At 69.6% G+C, this 20,583-nt stretch carries 16 protein-coding genes and 6 pseudogenes; 7 read left to right on the forward strand and 15 right to left on the reverse strand.

Annotation, left to right across the window (positions count from 1 at the left end; genetic code table 11):
- Positions 1-17 precede the first annotated feature (17 nt).
- Positions 18-729: pseudogene (locus ACFV9O_RS31055) on the forward strand (response regulator).
- 311 nt (positions 730-1,040) lie between these two features.
- A pseudogene (locus ACFV9O_RS31060) lies at positions 1,041-1,207 on the forward strand (IS5/IS1182 family transposase); the annotation flags it as partial.
- Positions 1,208-1,516: 309 nt separating this feature from the next.
- On the opposite strand, the gene ACFV9O_RS31065 reads toward ACFV9O_RS31060, so the two are convergent.
- The 7 genes and pseudogenes from ACFV9O_RS31065 to ACFV9O_RS31095 all read right to left on the reverse strand — a co-directional run bounded on the left by ACFV9O_RS31065 (position 1,517) and on the right by ACFV9O_RS31095 (position 6,653).
- Entirely contained in the window at positions 1,517-1,666 is a 150-nt protein-coding gene (locus ACFV9O_RS31065; RefSeq protein WP_385423664.1) for a hypothetical protein, read from the reverse strand.
- Positions 1,667-2,324: 658 nt separating this feature from the next.
- Positions 2,325-2,843, reverse strand: coding sequence for a DMT family transporter (locus ACFV9O_RS31070; protein ID WP_385423666.1), 519 nt, complete (start codon positions 2,841-2,843; stop codon positions 2,325-2,327).
- A gap of 121 nt (positions 2,844-2,964) precedes the next feature.
- A complete protein-coding gene (locus tag ACFV9O_RS31075) occupies positions 2,965-3,843 on the reverse strand; it encodes a universal stress protein (RefSeq protein ID WP_385423668.1) in 879 nt (292 codons plus the stop codon).
- Positions 3,844-4,129: 286 nt separating this feature from the next.
- Positions 4,130-4,448, reverse strand: a pseudogene (locus tag ACFV9O_RS31080) (STAS domain-containing protein); the annotation flags it as partial.
- 29 nt (positions 4,449-4,477) lie between these two features.
- Positions 4,478-4,842: pseudogene (locus ACFV9O_RS31085) on the reverse strand (dsRBD fold-containing protein).
- A gap of 482 nt (positions 4,843-5,324) precedes the next feature.
- Positions 5,325-6,147, reverse strand: a pseudogene (locus ACFV9O_RS31090) (universal stress protein).
- A gap of 83 nt (positions 6,148-6,230) precedes the next feature.
- Positions 6,231-6,653, reverse strand: a complete 423-nt coding sequence (locus tag ACFV9O_RS31095) for an Hsp20/alpha crystallin family protein (RefSeq protein WP_385423670.1) — start codon at positions 6,651-6,653, stop codon at positions 6,231-6,233.
- A gap of 312 nt (positions 6,654-6,965) precedes the next feature.
- Here ACFV9O_RS31095 and ACFV9O_RS31100 point away from each other — a divergent pair, with 312 nt between their 5' ends.
- Both ACFV9O_RS31100 and ACFV9O_RS31105 read left to right on the forward strand, forming a co-directional pair.
- Positions 6,966-7,625: a universal stress protein gene (locus tag ACFV9O_RS31100; protein WP_385423672.1), complete on the forward strand. Its 660-nt coding sequence runs from the start codon at positions 6,966-6,968 to the stop codon at positions 7,623-7,625.
- Positions 7,626-7,685: 60 nt separating this feature from the next.
- Entirely contained in the window at positions 7,686-8,546 is an 861-nt protein-coding gene (locus ACFV9O_RS31105; RefSeq protein ID WP_385423674.1) for a CBS domain-containing protein, read from the forward strand.
- Here ACFV9O_RS31105 and ACFV9O_RS31110 read toward each other — a convergent pair.
- The 4 genes from ACFV9O_RS31110 to ACFV9O_RS31125 form a co-directional block, all read right to left on the reverse strand.
- On the reverse strand, positions 8,533-8,862 hold the full coding sequence (locus ACFV9O_RS31110; protein ID WP_385423675.1) for an OsmC family protein: 330 nt from the start codon (positions 8,860-8,862) through the stop codon (positions 8,533-8,535). The genes ACFV9O_RS31105 and ACFV9O_RS31110 overlap by 14 nt on opposite strands.
- A 775-nt stretch (positions 8,863-9,637) precedes the next feature.
- Positions 9,638-10,348 (reverse strand): CBS domain-containing protein, encoded by a 711-nt coding sequence (locus ACFV9O_RS31115; protein ID WP_385423677.1) that lies wholly within the window; start codon positions 10,346-10,348, stop codon positions 9,638-9,640.
- A 260-nt stretch (positions 10,349-10,608) separates the two neighbouring features.
- Entirely contained in the window at positions 10,609-13,299 is a 2,691-nt protein-coding gene (locus ACFV9O_RS31120) for a GNAT family N-acetyltransferase (RefSeq protein WP_385423679.1), read from the reverse strand.
- A gap of 112 nt (positions 13,300-13,411) precedes the next feature.
- Complete coding sequence (locus ACFV9O_RS31125; protein ID WP_385423681.1) at positions 13,412-13,879, reverse strand: respiratory nitrate reductase subunit gamma; 468 nt, start codon at positions 13,877-13,879, stop codon at positions 13,412-13,414.
- A 123-nt stretch (positions 13,880-14,002) separates the two neighbouring features.
- Here ACFV9O_RS31125 and ACFV9O_RS31130 point away from each other — a divergent pair, with 123 nt between their 5' ends.
- Together ACFV9O_RS31130 and ACFV9O_RS31135 are read left to right on the forward strand one after the other, a co-directional pair.
- Positions 14,003-14,449: an ATP-binding protein gene (locus tag ACFV9O_RS31130; protein ID WP_385423691.1), complete on the forward strand. Its 447-nt coding sequence runs from the start codon at positions 14,003-14,005 to the stop codon at positions 14,447-14,449.
- The gene (locus ACFV9O_RS31135) at positions 14,337-14,576 is read left to right on the forward strand and encodes a hypothetical protein (protein ID WP_385423693.1); all 240 of its coding nucleotides are present in this window, start codon (positions 14,337-14,339) and stop codon (positions 14,574-14,576) included. Before ACFV9O_RS31130 ends, ACFV9O_RS31135 begins: the two co-directional genes overlap by 113 nt.
- Before the next feature lie 555 nt (positions 14,577-15,131).
- Here ACFV9O_RS31135 and ACFV9O_RS31140 read toward each other — a convergent pair.
- Entirely contained in the window at positions 15,132-15,713 is a 582-nt protein-coding gene (locus ACFV9O_RS31140) for a hypothetical protein (protein WP_385423683.1), read from the reverse strand.
- 1,113 nt (positions 15,714-16,826) lie between these two features.
- On the opposite strand from ACFV9O_RS31140, the pseudogene ACFV9O_RS31145 reads away from it, so the two are divergent.
- Positions 16,827-17,407, forward strand: a pseudogene (locus ACFV9O_RS31145) (FMN-dependent NADH-azoreductase).
- A 171-nt stretch (positions 17,408-17,578) separates the two neighbouring features.
- Here ACFV9O_RS31145 and ACFV9O_RS31150 read toward each other — a convergent pair.
- Genes ACFV9O_RS31150 through ACFV9O_RS31160 form a run of 3 tightly spaced genes read right to left on the reverse strand, consistent with a single transcriptional unit; the run spans position 17,579 to position 20,497 of the window.
- Entirely contained in the window at positions 17,579-18,793 is a 1,215-nt protein-coding gene (locus ACFV9O_RS31150; RefSeq protein ID WP_385423685.1) for an MSMEG_0565 family glycosyltransferase, read from the reverse strand.
- A gap of 19 nt (positions 18,794-18,812) precedes the next feature.
- Positions 18,813-19,649, reverse strand: a complete 837-nt coding sequence (locus ACFV9O_RS31155; RefSeq protein ID WP_385423687.1) for a carbon-nitrogen hydrolase family protein — start codon at positions 19,647-19,649, stop codon at positions 18,813-18,815.
- Positions 19,646-20,497 (reverse strand): carbon-nitrogen hydrolase family protein, encoded by an 852-nt coding sequence (locus ACFV9O_RS31160; protein ID WP_385423689.1) that lies wholly within the window; start codon positions 20,495-20,497, stop codon positions 19,646-19,648. Before ACFV9O_RS31160 ends, ACFV9O_RS31155 begins: the two co-directional genes overlap by 4 nt.
- Positions 20,498-20,583 lie beyond the last annotated feature (86 nt).

Below are 20,583 nucleotides of genomic sequence, written 5' to 3' on the forward strand. Positions count from 1 at the left end.
GCGACAGGAGCACCCTGATGGTGGACAGCAAGCAGTACGGCACCGACAGCCCGATCCGCGTTTTCCTGCTGGACGACCACGAAGTGGTGCGTCGCGGGGTCCACGACCTGCTGGACGACGAGCCGGACATCGTCGTGGTCGGCGAAGGCGCCACCGCCGAGCAGGCCCTGGCACGCATCCCCGCCCTGCGACCGCGCGTGGCCGTGCTCGACGTGCGCCTGCCGGACGGCGACGGCGTGACCGTGTGCCGGGAACTCCGCTCCCGCATGCCCGACCTGGCCTGCCTGATGTTGACCTCCTTCGACGATGAGGAAGCACTACTCGATTCGATCATGGCGGGGGCCTCGGGCTATGTGCTGAAGCAGATCCAGGGCTCGGACCTGGTCTCGGCGGTACGCACGGTGGCCGCCGGCCAGTCCCTGCTCGATCCCAGCGCCACCACCCGGCTGATGGCCCGGCTGCGGGCGGACCAGAAGGAAGATCCGGAAGCGGTCGCGTTGCCGGATCTGACTTCTCGTGAGCGAGAGATCCTGGCACTGATCGGCGAGGGCCTGACCAACCGGCTGATCGGCCAGAGGCTTTACCTCGCCGAGAAGACGGTCAAGAACCACATCTCCCGCCTGCTGGCCAAGCTCGGTGTGGAGCGGCAGCATCCAGGCCGCCGTCATCGCCGCTCAGGCCCAGGACCGATGGGAACGCCAGGCGCACCACGGTTCCCCTCCTGCATGACCTGTGTGCCCGCGGCAAGCCCCTCAACGCGGACGCCCTGGCGCGCTGACAGTGGACGTGGCCATCGGCCGGGAGGCGGCGGAGTACCGCGGGCTCGTGCTGCCCGTGGAGGGCAGCCTGATGGGCGGGGCATTCTCCACCGGCACCCTGGTGACCAGCCCGCACATCTCCGGGCACGAGTCCGGCGAGACGCGGTTAGGACCAGTGTCTCTACCTGTCTCAGCTCGTTGACGGAGCGAACTGGGCGGGGAAGCTCGGCTGTTAGGTTCCGCGGTCGTTACGCCCAGCCGCTGGAGTCTTGTGTCCTACTTCTTCACACCGACGGCTACGGCATCCCGCTCGGCCGTGTCCTGGCCGGGCCAACTGCCACGACTCGCCGCTGCTGGCCCCAACCCTCGATCTCCTGACGGACCTTGGGCCGCTGCCCGACGAAATCACCGTGCACCTCGACGCCGGCTACTACTCCGCCAAGTCCCGCACTGCCTGGTCTCGGTGAGGCTGTACGACGGAGTGGCGGCGCGTCTGGTGCTGAGTGATGTGCACGGCGAGCGGATGCAGTTGGATCCGAGGGTGCTGGCTTCCAATCCGCTGATCTGGCACATGTTGGAGCAAGGGGCCCGTTGCTCCTGCGGCAACGGGACCCTGCTGTGCGGGGCGACGGCCATCGAGTCGCTGGGTCATCGGATCGACGGTGAGGCGAGCTGGGTCATCGGATCGAGGGTGAGGTGTGCCGCGCCATCCTCCGGACGTCCGGGCTGAGTTAGTCCGCGCGAGCCGTCGCCGGCAGTTAGGGCCGTTTCGTACGGCCGTCGTCGCCCACGGCGCCGAGGAGTTCGTGCAGCAGGTGGGCGGCGGTGATCACGCCGAGCAGGTGGGTGCCGTGCCTGCCCACCACCACCACCACCACCCCGCCACCGATCGCCGCACCCGACGACACAGCCTCACAGGCTCCAATCCAGCCGACCCCATGCACCGCTACACCCTGCAGACCGCGGTCATCGGAGCCCGACTGCTCGACTGGCCGGCCATGGACCTGGGACCGCGAGCGTTATGAGGCGCGGGCACCTGGGGGCCACCTTTCTCGCACTGCCACGCTATACGCGACCCCATCCCAGTTCGATGACCGCACTCCCAGTTCTTGACGCGGCGGGAGATCTACCATGACCAGTACAAGCCACCCCGCGGCGTCGAAGGGGGATGATCATGGATCCTGTCCTGCTGGCGGTGTCCGACTGCCCAAACGTCGCCTTGATGCTTGAGCGCCTGGAGCAGGTGCTGTCCCATGACGCCACCCCGCCGGACTGCGGCTGGTCAGCGAGGAGGTGGAGGCGGCCCGGTACGGCATCCACGGTTCCCCGACCCCGCTGATCAACGGCACCGACCCCTTCGCCACGCCCAACACGACCGTCAGCGCTCGTGCCGGATCTACCGCGACACCGACGGACACACCGCCGGCGCCCCCAGCGTGAAACAACTGGCCGAAGTCCTCCAGCTCGCACGCCAAGCCGAGGACTGAGGCGCCCGCCTTCCCACTTCTTGAACGACACGAGATCGGCCGCCGCTGACCAACCCGCTGCGAACACACCGCGACGGGCCTATACGAACGGGTGACGCAACGTCTGAGACAACTGGCGCTGTGAGAGCAAACTCTGCCTAACGCCGGATCCCCCGGCAGAGGGCCGGGAGCGAGTCTCCGCCGGCAGGCCCACCGATTCGCCGGTCTGGGCCCGGCGGTCGCTGTGCCCATCGGCGCAGGACATGGGGTAGGCGGTGTCGTTGTGCTGGTCCGCGAGGCGGGTGAAACGATTGCGAGTCAGGGGCATTCTGCGGCGCCAGGCGAGCAGCGGCAGGGCGAAGACGAGATCGGTGGCTGCCAGTGGCTGGACCAGGACGAGTGGACCGAAGGTCAGTGCGAGGCCCAGTAACGCGTAGGAGGAGATGACCAGGCCCATACCCAACAGCCACTTCGGTCGGCGGGCCAGGTCGAGTAGAAGCCGAAGACGCAGCGATTCCTGCGCGCGCGCCTCGCGCGCCGCCTGTTGCTGAACCACCGAGGCGACGCCGAAGCAGAGTGCAGACAGCAGGGCGGCCGGCACCGCGACGGCGACGTTCACAGGCCAAGCGTCCCCACATGAGGGACGAGCGACCGCCTCCGACACGCGAGAGCCCGGGAGCGGGAGCGCGGCGGCGACATCGAAGGCCGGCTGGAGCACTGTGTCCGCCCGGCCGGGGCGGTCAGTCATGGGCGACGACGGCGACGGGCGCGGCGCAGTGGTGTATCACGGCGTGGGCGACGGACCCGATGTGCGCGCCCAGGGGGGATCTGCGGATGCGTCGGCCGACCACCGCCAGTTCCGCGTCGGCGGCCGCGTGAACCAGCAGCTGAGAGGGCGCGCCGATGGGGGACCGCTCGACGACTTCCACCGAGGGGAACTTCTGCCGCCAGGGCGCCAGGATGTGCGTGAGGCGCCGCGCGATATCGGGGCTCATCTCCCGTTCGGCTGCTGCGAGTGCGGAGGCGTCGCGGGCGAACGGCGGAAGCGACCAGCCGTACACCGCCCGCAGCCGGACGCCGCGCCGCGCTGCCTCGTCGAACGCGAAGTCCAGGAGCGGGTCGCAGGAGTGGTGGATGTCCACGCCGACGACCACACCGCCGAAGCGACCCTCCGGAGCGGCCTCGGTCCGCCCGCCCGGTTGTCCCGGCGCCCGTACGAGCACGACCGGCCGCTCGGTGGCACCGATCGTCTCCATGCCGACGGATCCGAGGAGGAAGCCCATGACGCCGCTCAGGCCGCGGGAACCGAGCACCAGCAGATCGGCCTCGGCCGCCTCGATCGACAGAGCGGCGGCAGGCCGCCCGGACAGTCGCCGGGTGCTGATCTCCAGGGAGGGATACTCCTGCCGCAGCTCTTCCGCGGCAGCGGCCAGGAGTTCGTCGGCCCACCGGCGCCGCACATCGGGGCCGGCGACAGGAATGGCTGCCGAGACCGGCCACTCGTCCGCGTGCACGAGGCGCAGCGGCACCTCGCGCAGCAGCGCCTCTCGTGCCGCCCATTCGGCGGCGGCGCTGCTCTCGGGGGACCCGTCCAGGCCGACGGTGACATGGTGGGGCATCGGGCGGACCTCCTTCGCGTCGTGTGCGTGACACCGTTCCCAGCCTCCTGGCGCAGCGGCAGCATCGGCCCATCGCCATCGACCGTGATTGGGCGTCTTGTCGGATTTGCGCTACTCATCCTGTATTGCTCAGATTCAACCTGTCCAACCGGTATTGCTCGGCTTCACGGCTCCGAAACAAGCCCATCCCCGCAACCGGGTTCAAGCGCAGGACACTGAGGCGGTGCGCGGTCGTCGCTCAGGGCGACGGCGTGTCCGAAGGCGCGCGGAGAGAGGTCGCGTCGCGTCACGCCGGATGACGCGGTCCAGTACCACCACCGGGCCTCTGGCACCAGGCCCGGTAGGCGTCGACGGCTGTCGGGAGGGTCGGGAAGATACGGTCTGCACCGACCGAGGAGGTCAGGCCGTACGCATCCAGTTCCGTCTGCAGGTCCTGCTTGACGCATGCCAGGGCGGAAGACGATGCTGCGCCCTTCCAGGTCCCGGCGAAGGGCGTCCAGCGCGTCGAGCGCGGTGATGTCGACCTCGGCGTTCGCCTCGGCGTTGAGGACGAACCACCTGACCTCGTCGTCCTGTTCGTCGATCGCGGCCAGTGCCCGTCGGCGGGGCAGTGGTGATCCACGTAAGAGGGGAGTCACCTGCGCGGCGACCGGGCCCACACCACCCGCCGGAGCCTTCGTTGCCTGTGCCGTCGGCACATCAAGCACACCACTCCGGAGCCACCCCCAGCGGGCCAACCGCCTGCACCATGGGGAACTCGGGCGGTTGGCCCACGGGTTTCGACACGACGGCCTGCCGGCGCACGCCCGAGATCGTGGACGGCGCAGCTCGCGGCCAGTTCGTCGCCGATCTCCGGCACGTTTTGTCCGCGGGATTGCAGTGGGCGACCCCGTAGGAGGTGAGCACGGTCGATCCCGTGTCCAGCACGACGCTGGCCTTCGTCGTTCCGTCCTGTTGAAGATCCGTGTGCCTGCGGGGAACGAGACCTCGTGCGAGCAGGCCATCAGACGGTCCTGGCCCTCCGACGGCAGTCCGTGGAGGAAGGTGCTGTTCATCGGTGTCCTCCCAGGTTCCGGCCCCCGCGGTTGCTCAGGACGGGTGCCGACCGTGTACACACCCAGGCGGCGTCAGCGGCAGGGCGGCGCACTTGGGCCGACAGGGCCCGGCTGTGTGCCCCATGCGGCCTTGTTCCGTAGCGGAGGTCGGCCATGTGGGACATCGGCCGTACGTTGACATGGCTCTTACGCCGGGCTTGGACGGTGCGGTCGCGCGCTCTCGTAAAGGAAGCGGCCCTCATGCACGGCGATCAGTCATGGGCGACGACGGCGACGGGTGCCGGGGAGTGGTGGATCACCGCATGGGTGATGGGGCCGATGTGGGCTCCCAGGGGGACTGGCGGATACGTCGGCCGACGACCACGAGATCCGCCTCGGCGGCGCAGTGGACCAGCTGCTCCCCGGGGAGCGCCCATGAGCGCCCGCTCAACGACGTCCACTGAGGGAAACTTCTGCCGCCAGGGCATCAGCAGGTCGGCGAGTGCGCGGTCGACGGCCGCGGCGGCCCCCTGGCGGACTCCCTGATCGAGCGTGGGTCCGGGCTGAGCACCGGGGGCAGCGACCAGCCGTACACGGCGCGCAGCCGCGCCGTGCCGCCTCGTCGAAGGCGAAGGCCAGGAGAGCGTCGCAGGGTTCGTGAACGTCCACACCCACGACCACGTCGCGGTAAGGGCCGGTACGGGGCGGCGGCCCGTCGGCCGGCCGCTCGGCCGCCCGCACGAGGACGACCGGCCGCTCGGTGGCGCTGATCGTGGCCATGCCGACCGAGCCGATGAGGAATCCAGTGATACGGCTGAGCCCACGCGAGCCGAGGACCAGCAGATCCGCCTCGCCCGCCTCGGCGGACAGGGCCGCCGGCGGCCGCGCAGAGAGCCGCCGAGTGGTGATCTCCAGCCCGGGACGGCGCCCCAGCAGGTCGTTCGCGATCTCGGTCAGCATCTCGTCGGACCAACTGCTGCTGCGTCTCGAGGCCGCTCACCGGCATGGTCACGGATACGGGCCAGTCCTCGGCGTAGACGAGGCGCAGCGGCAGGCTGCGCAACGCGGCCTCGTCGGCGGCCCACGCCGCCGCCCAGCGGCTTTCGGGTGAGCCGTCCACGCCAGCGGTCAGATGACGGGTCATGGTGCGAATCTCCTTCGGTGGCCATGAGTACGGCCGCCCTTCCACCGTCATCAGCTTGGCGGGCCGTGACGCAGGGCGGTGGCCGAACGGCCAGCTCACGGGTGCGAAGAGTGGCATCCCGCCCATGGCCACGACCGCGGGAGCGCCCCCTGCGCGAAACGCCTGGGCGGACTGTCTGGAAGTCCGCCAAGGCGTCAAGGGGCCGCGACTCACGTGGCGTGCTTGATCTCGATGTGCTTCGGTTCCGGCTTCTCTTCGCCGAGGCCCACGCTGACGGTCAGCATGCCGTCGGCGTACTCGGCTCGGACGTCGTTCTCGTCCGCACTCTTGGGCAGAGTGAGACTGCGGGTGAGGGATCCGTAGCGGATCTCGCTGCGGTGCTTGTCCACCTCGCGCTCGGTGCGCTCGGCCTTGATGGTGAGGACGCCGTCGTCGACGGTGACGTCGAGATCCTTGACGTCGATGCCCGGGAGTTCGGCCCGGACCACGTACCGGCCCTCCTCGGTGTACTCCTCGATCTTCATCGGGTACAGATCCGCCATGGCCGGCATGGTGAATCGGGCGGGGAATGCCTCGAACCAATCGGGCAGGTCAGGGAACGGGAACTTCTGCTTGCGTGCGAGTACAGCCATGACCAGGCTCCTCGGTATCGCGGTTACGACATAGGTCCAGTCCACCGCACCAGGTGCAAGATCGCAGGGGCGCTGAAGAGGCATCATCGAGGTCCGAAAGTCCCCAGGGGTGCCGTTGCACGGACGATCGGCTTCCATGAAGGGGGGTCACTCGGTCCTGCCGAGTCGACCGCCCCTGCCTACCGTGCAGGTATGAGTCGGCCGTAGCCGATGGCTGCTGCCCCGTGCGATGCAGGTGCGCGGCGTGGAGGAGACCGCACATCACAAGGCGTTGCGTCAGCTGGGGGGACCGATGAAGCCGCCCGCCGCGGGGTGCCCCTGCAGTTGGTCCACGCGGTGCTGCCGGTCACCCGTCGCGGTTCATCACGGACGCCAATCCGGCGCAGGCGCTGGTACGGCAGTCCGCGCACGGCGGGACTGGTGGTCCTCGGCTCGCGTCGGCTGGGGCGGCTGGCGGAAGTGGTCAGCGCTCTCTCGACGACCGTCCCGGTGAGCGCGAACGCCGCCTGTCCGGTGGTCGTGGTGCCGGAAGCCGAGCGTACGGTGGAGGAGCCGCCCTATCTCGTGGTCGGGGTCGACGGCAGCCCGTCGGCCGACGCCGCCCTGGACCATGCCTTGGCAACCGCCGCCTCGCGAGGTGCCTCGGTGCGTGCGGTGGGGGTGTGGCAGCGCCCACTGCTCGGATTCCTCGACGAGCAGGCTGCGCTCGAGTCGTGCCACCGGCAGCTGCACGAAGCGACCACTGCGCGGTCCGCCGCGTACCAGGACGTGCCGCTGAGCCATGCAGTGCTGCGGGGGCACCCGGTGGAGGCATTGGCTGAGGCCGCTGAGCATGCCCTCGCCGTCGTCGTGGGGCGCCGTGGCCGGGAGGGCTTCACCGGCATGCGACTCGGTTCCGTTCCGCACGGTCTGTTGCACAGGGCCGTCTGCCCTGTGGTCACCGTGCCCCCATCGGCTCACGAGGACCGCTGAGCCCTGGCAGCGGGAGACTGGGAGGGCAGGGCCGACTCGGCCCGGAGTGAGGAGCCGACCATGACTGAACGCGAGAAGTCGTCGGCAGGAGCCGAAGCTCGCCGCGAGGTACCGGACGGGACGCCGAGGCCCGACGAGCCCCGGCGCGAGGATCTGCTGCTGCGATACCTCGGCGCGGTGGCTTCGGTGTCCGCGAAACAGGCTGCCGCACGCCGGCCCACGGCCACCGGGTCGGCCCCCGCCGAGCGAGTGAGCGAGGCCGCTGCGGCGGGCGGTGAACCCGAGCCTTTGCTGGTTCGTGAGGTGATGGACGTACCGGCCGCATCGTTGCGCGGAGACGCGCCGTTCCTGGACATCGCACGGAGTCTGACCCGTGAACACGTCGGTGCACTGCCGGTCGTCGACGCTGAGGACCATGTGCTGGGTGTGGTGTCGGAGTCCGATCTACTGGCCAAGGCCGCCGTGGAGGCGTCGGGGCACCGTCCGGGCGCGCTCGGCCGGTTGAGGGAACGGCGGCTGCACGACAAGGCACGTGGCGAGACCGCGGAGGAGTTGATGACCACCCCGGCGGTCTCCGTGTACCCCGGCCAAACGGTTGCCGAAGCGGCCTGGCTGGTGTCGCTGTCCCGTCTCAAGCGCCTACCGGTGACGGATCACGACGGGCGTCTCGTCGGTGTAGTGCACAGGAACGCCCTGCTCAACGCACTGATACGTGATGACGCCGCAATCCGCGAGGAGATCGAGTCCAGGATCCTCGCCAAACGATTCCCGGCCGCCCAGAGCACCGTGGAGGTCGCCGTACGCAACGGCGTGGTCGACCTCAGCGGCCGGATGGCGGAGGCCGATGTCCCGCGACTCCTCGCGCAGATCGAGGACCTCGACGACGTGACCGAAGTGAAAGACCACCTCAGCGGCGCGTGAGAGCGTCAAAGGGCGGGGCGGCCCCCGCCTCACGCCCGGCGGCGGAACCGGGATCCTGGTTCCTGTTCTTCAGCGTGATGGCGATCTCGGATGGGAACTCGAGTGTGTTCTTGACGGTGCAGTGCGAGATCACCGCCTGCATGGCAGTGGTACGGGCCGGGGGCAGGTCGGGGACGTCGACGGAAATGCTCAACGAGGCCACACGCGCCGGGCGTTCTGAAGCCATCGTGTAGTCGGCAGCGACACGGAGCCCCTTCCGGGCGATGCCGTGGCGGTCGAGGAACCTCCCGGCGTAGTGCGCGACGCACGACGCCATGGCAGCACACGAACAGTTCCACCGGCGTCGGCGCCGTGTCACGGCCACCGTCCGTAACGGGCTGGTCAACCGTCAGTACGTGTCCTCGCACCGTGACTTCATAGGCATCGCCTGCGAGCGGAACGGCCTCGGCGTGTTGTGCCAGGCCGGGCTGCGAGGGCTCGACCGCTTCGGCCTGGAACAGCAGAAGCCCGGCGATGCGCCTGGCCTCCTCAGGCGTCAAGGAGGCCCAGACCTCAGTGCGGTCATACGGCTCGTACACGGTGTCGAGCACCACTCGTCCCATCTCGGCGGGCAGCCCATCGGGCACGAACCTGGAGATGCTGATCGTGCGGCCACATCCTGTACGCACACGTTCTGCCTGGGTAACCGACCGCTTCTCGAACACGATGTCACCATCCGCGAGTCGCTGGTGCTTGGCCCGTACTGGCGGCGTCAGCGCACCGAACCGGGCGCCGGACGGTCAGCCGGGCCTCGCGTCCCACGGCGATCACGGTGTGCATCACCACGCCACCAACGGCCTGGTACGACTGTTCGTTGCCGCTGTAAATACCTCGTAGCTCCGAGCGTGGCTGTCGAGGGCCACCGCGGGCAGGGCCGACCAAAGGACCGTTGGGCCCTGGTGACAGAGTGCGCCGGGTGCTTCCCTGGAATTGACGGAAAGGACCTCTGAAGGGACGCGGAGAAGCGGCTGGCGGCCGTGCACCGCGCGATCAGGATCTGCGAGAAGCGGATAGGTCCTTTCCGCCTTGTCGTGCCGATCCGGGCAGGAACGTCAGACGCCGAGCTGCCCGCCGGAGGCCAGGTACCCCCGTGGCGGCTCGACATCCAACCCGAAGTTGTCGTACTCGTAGCCGATCGTCTGGTGCACGGCGACCACGCCGTCGACGGAGCGGCACAGGCGTTCGATCACCGGGACGTCGGCACGCTCCGCGACCCGGCCAGTCAGTGTCACCACACCATCCCGTACGGTCGCATGCACGGTGCCGGGAGGGAGCCCCAAGGTCTGTTCCAGCACGTCCCGGTGGATTTCGTCGCTGATGGCGCCGTCTCCCCGCAGAAACGGCCGCAGCAGGTCGCAGCGGCTGACGATGCCGACGAGTTTCCCCGACTCGTCGATCACAGGCAGCCGCTTGACGCTGTTGCGGTCCATCGTTCTGGCCGTCTCTACGATGCTCCAGGCCGGCCGGGCCGTGATGGCGGGAGAGGTCATCATGGCCCGAGCGGTCTCATCCTCGGCCCGTGCCGGGTCCACCGGCATGAGCCCGAGCCGGGCACGGCGCCCGTCCGGGTGGGGCAGGCTCGCCGCCTTGCGCAGCAGGTCCGCCTCCGAGACGACGCCGAGGAGATGGCCTTCGTCGTCGACGACCGGAACAGCTGTGATGTCGTTGTCGTGGAACAGCTGGGCGATCTCCTTGAACGACGAGCCAGGGTTGGCCGTAACGACGCTCCGTGTCATCACGTCGAAGATGGTGCGGTGCTGCATGTGCTCACTCCTTTTGGGAGCCTTTAGGTCGCGGACTCCGGGCTCGGCCTCCTCACCACTCTCCGCCGCTGTCTCACGAAGGCAGAGCTGTCTCACGAAGGCAGAACCGAATGGTCCCTGAAGGAACCCCACCGGCCGCCTGCCGGCATTCTCACGGCACCGGGGCGCACCAGCCCTACCGGTCGCGCTTGCGCGTCGTGCGGACAACGGGAGTGCCGCTCAACCCGTACTTTCGGCCAGGAATCGGGCGATCTTGAGCTTCAGCGGAGCCGACGCAGGTAGGGATCGACGGAGCGCCGGGGCAGCAGCCGGAGGCGGGCATCGACCACGGAGATCCCGGCTGCGCGGGCGAGGACGGGATTGAAGTCGGCCTCGGCGAGCTGCGGCAGCTCACCGGCCATCCGGGAGAGCCGCAGCAGGAGCTGTTCGAGCCCTGCGAGATCGACGGGCGGGTCGCCGCGATGTCCGAAGAGCAATGGGGCGCAGCGCGGCGCGCCGATCAGGTCGTGGGCGTCCTGGTCGGTGAGAGGCGCCAGCCGGGCGGCATGGTCGGCGAGCACCTCGGTCGCCGTACCGCCGAGTCCGAACAGGACCAGCGGGCCGAAGACTTCGTCCTGGACGACACCCGCGAACAGTTCAACGCCGCGCTCGGCGAGCGGCTGGACGAGGACACCGGCCAGCTGCCCATCGAACCGGCTGACGAAGTCGTGGTGTGCAGCCCGTACGTCGGCGTCACCGCGTAGATCGAGACGGACGGCATGCTCGTCGCTCTTGTGGATCAGCCCTGGCCAGTACGCCTTGAGGACCGCGGGGCCGTCCGGTCCGGAGACGCGTTCCGCCCCACGTACGGCCTCGTCCTCGGTCCGGGCCCAGGCCCAGGGCAGCTGGGGGATGCCGTAGCAGTCCAGCATCGCCGCGCACGTCGGCGGGTCGGGCCAGCCGCCTTCCGGATGCGTGGCCAGGTACGCGGCGACGATCCCGACAGCTTGCTCCGTGTCGATGCCTTCGAGGTGCGGGATGCTGCCGGTGGGCCGGGCGAGCCACTCGCCGCGGAATGCTGCGTGTGCCAGGGCCCGAGCCGCTGTCTGCGGGTCGGCGTAGGCGGGGATCGAACCGCTGACGGCCGGGAGCATTCGTACGGACGCCTCCTGGTCGGGGAGAACCGCGGCGACCGTGTGGCCGGGGCGCTCCGGTCGCTGGGTGACGGCCCTGGTGAGATCGTCGCCTGTCGCCGCGGCGACAGCGGTCGGAACGAGCGCCACCAGCACCGCGTCGACCTCGGCGTTCGCCGCCAGCGTGTCGAGGCAGTGGCGCAGTTGGTTTTCGGACACGGCGGCGGTGGTGTCGACCGGGTTGGTGGCCGATGCGCCGTGGGGGAGTGTGGCGAGCAGGTCCGCGCTCAGCGTGCGCCCGAAAGGCCGTACGTCGAGCCCGGCCTCGGCACAGGCGTCGGCCGCGAGCACGCCCGTGCCACCGGCGTTGCTGACCACCGCCACCCGACGGCCCCTCGGCAGCGGCTGGGAGTGCATCAGCGGGGCCGTTTCCAGGAGCTCGGCGACGCTGCGCGTGGCGGTGACGCCCGCCTGGCGGAACAGAGCCCCGCGGGTCATGGTCGCGGTGGCCGCGGCAGCGGTGTGCGAGGCCGCCGCCCGCCGGCCCGCGTCCGTGCGTCCCGCGTCGACGGTGAGCACGGGCATCCGGCGGGTCACCCGGCGGGCTGTGCGGGAGAACGCCCTCGGGTTGCCGAAGGATTCGAGGTGCAGGAGGGCCAGATCGGTCCGGCCGTCGCACTCCCACCACTGCAGCATGTCGTTGCCGCTCACGTCGTACTTGTCGCCGAGCGAGACGAATGTGGACACGCCGATGCCGAGCCGGGCCAGCCCGCTGAGGAGCGCGATGCCGACGCCCCCGGACTGCACCGCGACTCCGGCGGTCCCTGGGCGGGGACGGTCGGCGGCGAATGTCGCATCCAGGCCGACTGCCTCCTCCATGTTGGCGAGGCCGAGGCAGTTTGGGCCGACGAGCCGCATCCCGTGCCAGCGGCACGCCGATCGCAGCGCCCGCCCCTGGTCGGCGTCGAGTCCCGAGGACACGACCAGCAGGCCGCGGATCCCGCGCTTGCCGCACTCCTCGGCGACGAGTGGCACAACCGAGGGCCGCACGGCCAGGACCGCGAGATCCGGTGCCTGGGGCAGTGCGTGGACGTTGGGGTAGGTGGGCACGCCCAGGCCGCCCGGCGTCGCGGGATGCACAGCGAACAGGCGGCCGGTGAATCCGCCTGCCTGCAGATGGCGCAGGATTGCTCGTCCCACCGATCCGGGCCGACGTCCAGGGCCGACCACCACCACGGACCGGGGCCGCAGCAGCGGGCGGAGGCTCGCCACATCGGCAGTCCTGCCCCGGGTCTCCACCGCGGACAGATAGCTCTCGTCCTCGTCGAGCCGGACCGTACAGTGCACCTCGGGCCCGTCGAAATGCCGGGTGACGCTCAGCCCGAGGTCGGCGAAGACCTTCAGCACCTCGTGGTTCTCCGAGAGCGCGTCGGCGCTGAATGCGGTGATTCCGTCTGCCCGTGCGAGGGACACCAGGTGTTCCAGCAGCAGGGTGCCCACGCCTCGGTGGTGCCAGCGGTCGGAGACGGCCAGCGCCACGTCCGCCTCGGTGCCCGCCTCCAGCCGCTCGTACTCGGCCATCCCCACGACTTCGTCGCCGGCCTCGGCCAGCAGTGACCGGCGACCGGGACGGTCCAGGGAGCACATCCGGTCGGCATCCTGCACGGCAGAGTTCCGGTTCGTGGTGAAGAACCGCAACCGGATGTTCTCCGGGGACATCTCCTCGTACAGCCGTAGCACCCGTGCATGGTCACTGGGCTGCACCGGGCGGATCCGCACAGTCGTGCCATCCGCGAGGAGAGCGTGTTCGGCATCGGGTGTCAGCGCGGTCCCATTCATGACGGGCCTCTCAACGACCGGATAGGGCTCTCGGTGCTGGTGTACGGCAGCCGCGACCACACCGGGTCGGCGTCGTGCCACAGGTCGACGAGGGGGACTCGCCCCTGCGGATTCATCGCGCCTCCTCACTGCCGTGCGGCACCACGTTCGCCCGTGCCCCGAGGGCTCGGCATGGGCCGAACGGCCCTTCTGCTGGGGCCGCCCCGCCTTTCCCCTCCCACAGGCCTGGTGAGAGAGCCAAGGCAGACACGCACGTCATGCGGCCGCAAGGCGTACGAGCCATGTAGCGCCCAGGCGCGCTCCGAGGACACCGCATGCCCGGAGGACAGATCGTGCTCGCCTGTCCCCGCACTGCTTCGCTGGTCCCAGCCAGCGCGGTCATCCGGGCTCTGACGGAACGCCTCTGCGTTCGATATTCGGCCCGTGCTATGAGCCTCGGCCTTCCCAGCCGCGGCGGCCCCCGCGCCGGGACGCCGGCAGACCGTGACCGGTAAACGACGTACGGCCGGAACAGATAGCCGACAGGTGCGGTGAGGGCGTGGACGAGGCGGGTGAACGGCCAGTTGGCGAAGAGCAGCATGCCGATGACCTTGCTCCCCCCGGTGCACGTGGCGTAACGCGCAGCACTGTGGGCCTGCTGGAGATGGACTACGTCGTGACACCCCGCTCCGTGCACATCGCAAGAACCATCCTCGGAGCGCACATGCGGCTGTGGGGGCTTGATGACCTCCGTGACAGCGCACGGCTCGCGGTGTCCGAGCTGCTGACCAACGTGTTGCTTCACACCGAGCCGGACGACGACGGTCACCGGAGCGCGCAGATCACCGTCACGCGGACACCTGACGGGGTGGCTCTCTGCGTCCACGACGGGGACCCGAAGCTCCCACGTGAGATGACTGCGGCCGGCGACGAGGAGAGTGGCCGCGGCCTCCACCTGATCAAGGCTGTAGCAGACCGGTTCGGGTTGTCCCCTTCCCCCGCGGTGGCAAGGACGTCTGGCTCAGCCTCCTCAAAACCGAGCTTGACGGGGCTTCGTGATGGCCGTGGTGACGAACGACGATTCAGCTCAGATGTTAAGTCGACGGTATTCCACCGATGTCACGACGCTGGGCTCGCTCCGCTCGTCCCTGCGCCGCTCTCTTGCGCATGAGGCCGTCACCGACGAGCTGTACGACGACCTGGAGGCTGTCCTCGGCGCGTATTCGCGCCCCGCCTCGATCGAGGTAAGCGCCATCGCGTGGGGAGGCTTGGCCAGCGTCCCGACCCCCCGCCTGTGAGAAATTGTGAGATGTGGGAGCGTGAGCGGGTGAGTGAGACGCAGACGCAGATGCCCCCGAAGACCCTGCAGTACCGGATCGACGGTCCTGACGACGCACCCGTTCTCGTCCTCGGGCCCTCGCTCGGTACTACATGGCACATGTCGTAGAAGCCGTCCAGGGCCGTCCATCCAGTCCTATGCGGACATATATGTCCAGTTTCGGGGTCCTGTGCCGGGAGCGTGTCCACTAGGTCTGTGATTCGCGCGTGACACCTGACAGCACGACGAAGCCCCGCCGGTCTGGCCGGCGGGGCTGCTGGCTCGCCGCTCCCGAGGACGCGGAGGAGTGAGGCGGCGACGACACGGGCTGTGCTGCCGATCGGCAGCACACTGCAGGGGAATTCCCTGCGACGCACAAGGTCGTAGCCCTTTGATCTCGACATGCCGAACGCCTGGGCGACGTCCTGGACGCTCGCGGTACCGCTCCAGGTGGCACGGATGCGCTCGGGGCTGAACGCCTCGTGCGGCAATTCGCTGTTTCGGCTCGGCATTCCTGTCGGCAGTGTCGGGGCCTTCAGCCACTTAGCTTCGCGCGCAAGCGTTCGTTCTCCTTCTCCAGGGTCTTAACGCGTCGTTCGAGGTCGGCTCGTGTCGGCTTCTTCGGGGGCGGAGGAGGAGGTTCTGTTGCTTCCGGTGGCTCGCAACGCAGTCCGATGGGTTCGAAGGCCACGATTGTTTGCCGGTCTTCCCCGCACTCAGAGCATCGCCTGCTATATGACCCGGCGGAGAAGGGGTCGGTGTACGTGTAGTGCGCCTCGGTCTCGATGATGTGGCCGCAGTACAGCCGGACACGCCATCGCATGATCTCGTGGTCTGCCTTCTTGAAGGACTGCATCAGCTTCGCGACATCCTCGAACGCCTGGCGGCGACGCTCCGCCCTCGCCGGGTCCGCCCGGCATTTGGCGTTGTCCTCCTCGACCTGACGCCGAACCGACTCGCTGGTCTCCTCGCTCTGCTTCTGACGGCGATGGTCCCTGCGGGTGAGTTCATACTCCTCCAACGGAACGCCGCTGCTCCGGTATTCGACTTCGCGCATGACGGCCAGCGTAGAAGCGGCGTCCACGCGTCCGTGGAGAAGAACGGTCTTGTTAACCAACTTGCGGATTCTGCCCATGAGTGACCGCAGGGGGCGTACTGGCCTCTGTGGGGGCTCCGTAAAGCCGTGCCTGGTTGATTGGATTCGCGGTCACAGGAGTCGCTGCAGGCTGTGTCGCGTACGCTCCGAGGCCGGCCGCATATGCCCGTATGGTGACGCACGAACGGCGCAGATTCTGATGGGTTGTCATGTGCGATTGGGGGGACCGGCTGTCGAGCCGTTGGCTGAGCCCCTTCGCTTCTCGGTGCTGACGTTCCGTGATGCTGCGTGGGGCGGCAGGCGGGTGTCGTGTCAGGGGCCGTAGGGGCTCCATTGCCCGAGGAAGGGCTTCAGGTCGTCGGCTCGTGGTTCTGGGATGTCGGGCAGCCGGGGTGGCGTGTTCAGTGGGTCGAGGCGCTCCACGGCGGCGGCTTCGCCGCGGAGCGTGACCTCTTGGGCGATTTCGGCGAGCTGATCTTCGAGAAGGCGTGTGGGGGTGTCGGCCCATTCGCCGGCCCGGTGTGGCTGACCGCCGCTGAGGATGATGCGGAGGCGTTCGGACGGGTTGTAGTCGAAGCGGGGGATCCTGATCCAGGCTTGGGCCTCGGCAGCGGTGATCAGTGCCTGGATGAGTCTGAGAGCGCGTCCTTGGACGGGCTTGGTGAGGCCCAGCGGCCGGGGGTTCGTTCTGCATGGCCCGGACCACGGTGTGGGCGCGGGTGAGCCGGGAGGGTACGGGGACGGGTTCGAGGACGGCAAGGCGCCAGGCGGGAATGTCGACGAGCCTGATCTCGTAGCCGTCGCGGCACCAACCGCCGCACAGCTCCTTCGTCTTCGGGATTCTTCCGGACCTGCGTGCAGCAACGATGCGGGACGGCCAGTTAACGGAGTCCGGACCGCTGCTGGGCTTGACGATCCGGCCGCCGGCGTTCGCGAGCTCTTGCAGCAGCTGCTCCGTGAGGCGGGCCTCAAGTTAGATCGGTGCGGCCCGTGAGGCCCCGGATCCCAACCCTGAGGAACCAGCCCGAGATCATCCACGCTCCGCAGGGCGGCACCTGGTAGCCGTCGGTGCCATCCACGCCATCAGGCCGCCTCCGCACAAGACCACACCTTTACCGACCAATGGAGCTCATCATGGCGACCCTTCTGCACATCGACTCGTCCTACCAGCCCGCCTCCGACTCCGCGTCCCGCGCGGTCGCGGACACGTTCCTCAAGTCCTGGCGGGAGCAGCACCCCGAGGGCTCGGTCGTCCACCGTGACCTCGCCATCCAGCACGTGTCCCACATCACCGCCGACGCGTACTTCGCCGGCACGATCGACCCGCCGGGCACACCCCGGAGCAGGCCGCGGCCTTCGCCGAGCGCAAGGAGCTGATCGAGGAGATCGAAGCCGCGGACGCCCTGCTGGTCGGCGCTCCGATGTACAACCTGTCGGTGCCCTCCAACCTCAAGGCGTGGATCGACAACGTGGTGGTGATCGGGCACACGGTCATGGGCGCGGCCACGGTCAAGGGCAAGCACGTCATCGTTTTCATCGTCCCCGAGCTGACCCTCGCGCCCGTGGACCCGGCCATGCACCACCTCATTCCCCTCTTCGAGGCGTCCCGCGACCGCGTCCACGAAGAGGCCGCCCTCGCGAGGAGGGAGCCGCACTCTCGCGTCGCCCCGACGGCGGTCCGCCGGCCCGGGCCTCAGATCCAGGTGGGCACGTGACCTTCCGCGCGGCGGGCACCGAACCCGCCGTGGGGCAGGACCTCATCGATGGCGGAGAGGTCGGCGTCGGTCAGGGTGAGGTCGGTGGCGCGGGCGTTCTCCTCAACGCGCTTCGGGCTGCAGGTGCCGGGGATGGGCCGCTTCCTCGGCGCCCGAGCCCAACTTGCCCTTCTATCGAGTCCTGGAGCGGCTGACGCCGAAGGCGCCGCTGTGCGTGTCCGCGATGGGCAGGACGTTCTCCGAACCGGCGTCTACGGGTACCGCGGCATCCGAGGAACTGGACAGGCGCGTGGCGCCACTGTCCGCAGAGAGGGGCAGCGTGCGGTAGAAGTCCAGGTGGCGCTGGGCTGCGGCGTCCCAGGTGTGGCCGGCGGCGAGCTGCCGGCCCCTTTCGCGGCGTACGGGGTCGCCGTTCGCGAGCGCCGCGCCGAGTTCGTCGGCCAGGTACTGGGGCGTGGCGGCGAAGCGGGCCGCAGGGCCGAAGACCTCGCGCAGGACGGGCAGGTCACGGACGACCAGGGGGACCCCGGCGGCGAGGGCCTCCATCGCGGCCAGGCCGAAGCCTTCCTTGACGGAGGGGAACGCGAAGGCGTCCGCGGCGGCGACGAGCGGCGGGAGATCCTCCTCGGGGACCTGGCCCAGGACGACCGGTTCGACGCCGAGTTCGGCCGCGCGGTCCTCCCAGCGGGCGCGGTAGTCGCGGTAGTCGAAGAGGGTCTCGCCACCCGCGATCACCAGCCGCACGTCCGGGTGGTCGGCACGCAGGAGCGCGTACGCCTCCAGGAGGTCCAGGGAACCCTTGCGGGGTTCGATGCCGCCGACGGTGAGGACGTAGCGGCCGAGGCGGGTCCGCCAGGCAACGCGGGCCGCCGGGTCGGTGACGGCGAAGCGGTCGTACGCCACGCCGTTGGGTATGACCTCCGCCTTCAGGCCCCAGCCCTGCGCGAGTTCGTCGGCGACCGAGCGTGAGACGCAGATGTGGGCGTACGGCTCGACGATGGCCCGCTCGTGGCAGGCGGCCAGCTCGGGCGTGGTGAAGTGGTCGAGGTGGTGGACGGTGCGGACGCAGCGGCCGGCCGCGTTGGCGCTGATGCAGTCCTGGGCGTGGACGACGTCGTACGGGGTGGGGTCGAAGGCGTCGCGGAGGGTGGCGATGGAGCGCAGGATGCGTTCCCCGACGGTCTCCGCCGCGGGTCCGTCGGGGAAAGGCACGATCCGTACGCGCACATCCGGGTCGACCGCGCGGAAGAAGCCGTCGTCGCCGCCCCGCCCCAGCGACCAGACCGTGACGTCCTGCCCGGCGGCGGCGAGCGCCTCGGCGAGGGCGAGGGTGTGGACGACGCCACCACGGGGCTTGGTGGAGTAGCTCAGCAGGGCGATCTTCACGATGGGTTCTCCCGGTACGTCACGATGGGTTCTCCCGGTAGGCCGCCGGGCGGCGCTCGTCGAGGTGGCGCAGGACGCGGCGCGCGCGGTCGATCTCCTCGGACACGTCCACTTCCGCGACGGCGAGGCCGGCCTTGGCCCAGGTGCGGGCGAGGATGTCGCCGCCGGGGCCGACGACCTTGGACTGGCCGAGGAAGCGCATGCCGCCCATGGCGCCGGTCTGGTTGGAGGAGGCGAGGACGACCTGGTTCTCGGCGGCGCGCGCCTGGTCGTACAGGTCGAACAGCTTGGCCTGGCGGTCTTGGGCCATGCGCGGGGCGCGGTTGGTGATGCTGGTGGGCCAGGCCGAGAGGCAGGCGAGGATCTCGGCGCCGTCCAGGGCGAGGGAGCGGGCGGACTCGGGGAAGGTCTTGTCGTAGTCGATGAGCATGCCGAGGCGGCCGACGGGGGTGTCGAAGGCGTCGAAGCGGTCGCCGGGTGTGTAGGCGGCGGTTTCCCCGGCGGGGAGGTGGACCTTGCGGTGGCGGCCGAGGATTCCGTCGCCGCTGACGCAGACGGCCGCGTTGTAGTGTTCGTCGCCGCCGTCCTCGCAGTAGCCGACGCAGATCACCATCTCGGCGGCCAGGCGGGCGACTTGGAGGATCAGCGGGTCGTCGGGCTTGAGGGCCGGGGGAAGCGCTTCCGGGTCGGGGTGGCGCAGATCGGCGAGATAGCCGCCGAGCGCGGCGTCGGGGAGCACGAGCAGCCCGGCGCCCGACCTGCGGGCGTCATCGATGAGTTTGGCGATGCGGGCCAGGTCGAACTCCAGGTCGCGGCCGAAGTGGGCGGCGGCGGCCGCGATCCGGATCGTGCTCATGCGCTGACTGCTCCTGCGTATGTGTAGGTTTCCGGGCGCCGGTCGCGCAGGTGGCCCATGGCGCGGCGGGCGGTCTCCAGGGCCTGGGCGACGTCGAGTTCGGCAACCGCCAGGCCCGCGCCGACACCGGTGTCCGCCAGTATTTCACCGCCGGGGTCGACGACCTTGGCGCTGCCGACGAAGCGTAGCGACCCGAACGTGCCCGCCTGGTTGGCGGAGACCCACACGATCTGGTTCTCCAGCGCGCGGGCCCGGTCGAACAGGTCGAAGCGCCGCTTCCAGCGGTCGCCCGCGAGATCGGTGGTGGCGTTGGTCCGCGCGCCCGGCCAGGCCGAGACAACCACGGCGATCTCGGCACCGTCCAGCGCGAGGGCGCGCGCCGACTCCGGGAACGCCTTGTCGTAGCAGATCATCATGCCGATCCGGCCGACCGGCGTGTCGAAGGCGTGGAAGCGGTCGCCGGAGGCATAGCTGGCGTCCTCGCTGAGCGGCTGGTGAACCTTTCGGTGGTTGTCGAGAACGCCGTCACCGTTGACGCACACGACGCTGTTGTAGCGCCGTCCGTCCGTGCCGGCCTCGCAGTAACCGGCGACGACGGTCATCTCGCCCGCCAGCGCGGCCAGCCGGCGGATCTCGGGGCCGTCGAGAGCGAGCGCGGGCGGGCCCTCGTCCAGCGCGGTGTCGTTGTCGAGGCTGAGCAGATAGCCGCCGAGACAGGCTTCGGGCAGGGCGAGCAGGCGTACGCCGTCGGCCCGGGCCTCCTCGATCAGCCGCTCGGCGATGGCGAAGTCCTCTTCGAGGTCGCGGCCGAACTCGGCGGCGGCGGCCGCCATGCGAAGGGTGCTCATTAGAGGACCATCCCTTCTGCAGCCCTCACGAGTAGGGTTGTGACCTCTCGGTCCCGGTGGGTGCACGGCCATCGGTGCGAGCCGCT

The sequence above is a fragment of the Streptomyces sp. NPDC059909 genome (assembly GCF_042730885.1).
Classification (GTDB): domain Bacteria; phylum Actinomycetota; class Actinomycetes; order Streptomycetales; family Streptomycetaceae; genus Streptomyces.

What these genes read in the sequence shown, in the direction of transcription:
- ACFV9O_RS31075 (WP_385423668.1), bottom strand. Translation starts at nt 3,843, where the DNA reads ATGCCCCACCATGTCACCGTCGGCCTGGACGGGTCCCCCGAGAGCAGC.
- ACFV9O_RS31095 (WP_385423670.1), bottom strand. Translation starts at nt 6,653, where the DNA reads ATGGCTGTACTCGCACGCAAGCAGAAGTTCCCGTTCCCTGACCTGCCC.
- ACFV9O_RS31105 (WP_385423674.1), top strand. Translation starts at nt 7,686, where the DNA reads ATGACTGAACGCGAGAAGTCGTCGGCAGGAGCCGAAGCTCGCCGCGAG.
- ACFV9O_RS31110 (WP_385423675.1), bottom strand. Translation starts at nt 8,862, where the DNA reads ATGGCGTCGTGCGTCGCGCACTACGCCGGGAGGTTCCTCGACCGCCAC.
- ACFV9O_RS31115 (WP_385423677.1), bottom strand. Translation starts at nt 10,348, where the DNA reads ATGCAGCACCGCACCATCTTCGACGTGATGACACGGAGCGTCGTTACG.
- ACFV9O_RS31120 (WP_385423679.1), bottom strand. Translation starts at nt 13,299, where the DNA reads ATGAATGGGACCGCGCTGACACCCGATGCCGAACACGCTCTCCTCGCG.
- ACFV9O_RS31125 (WP_385423681.1), bottom strand. Translation starts at nt 13,879, where the DNA reads ATGCTGCTCTTCGCCAACTGGCCGTTCACCCGCCTCGTCCACGCCCTC.
- ACFV9O_RS31130 (WP_385423691.1), top strand. Translation starts at nt 14,003, where the DNA reads ATGCGGCTGTGGGGGCTTGATGACCTCCGTGACAGCGCACGGCTCGCG.
- ACFV9O_RS31135 (WP_385423693.1), top strand. Translation starts at nt 14,337, where the DNA reads ATGGCCGTGGTGACGAACGACGATTCAGCTCAGATGTTAAGTCGACGG.
- ACFV9O_RS31155 (WP_385423687.1), bottom strand. Translation starts at nt 19,649, where the DNA reads ATGAGCACGATCCGGATCGCGGCCGCCGCCGCCCACTTCGGCCGCGAC.
- ACFV9O_RS31160 (WP_385423689.1), bottom strand. Translation starts at nt 20,497, where the DNA reads ATGAGCACCCTTCGCATGGCGGCCGCCGCCGCCGAGTTCGGCCGCGAC.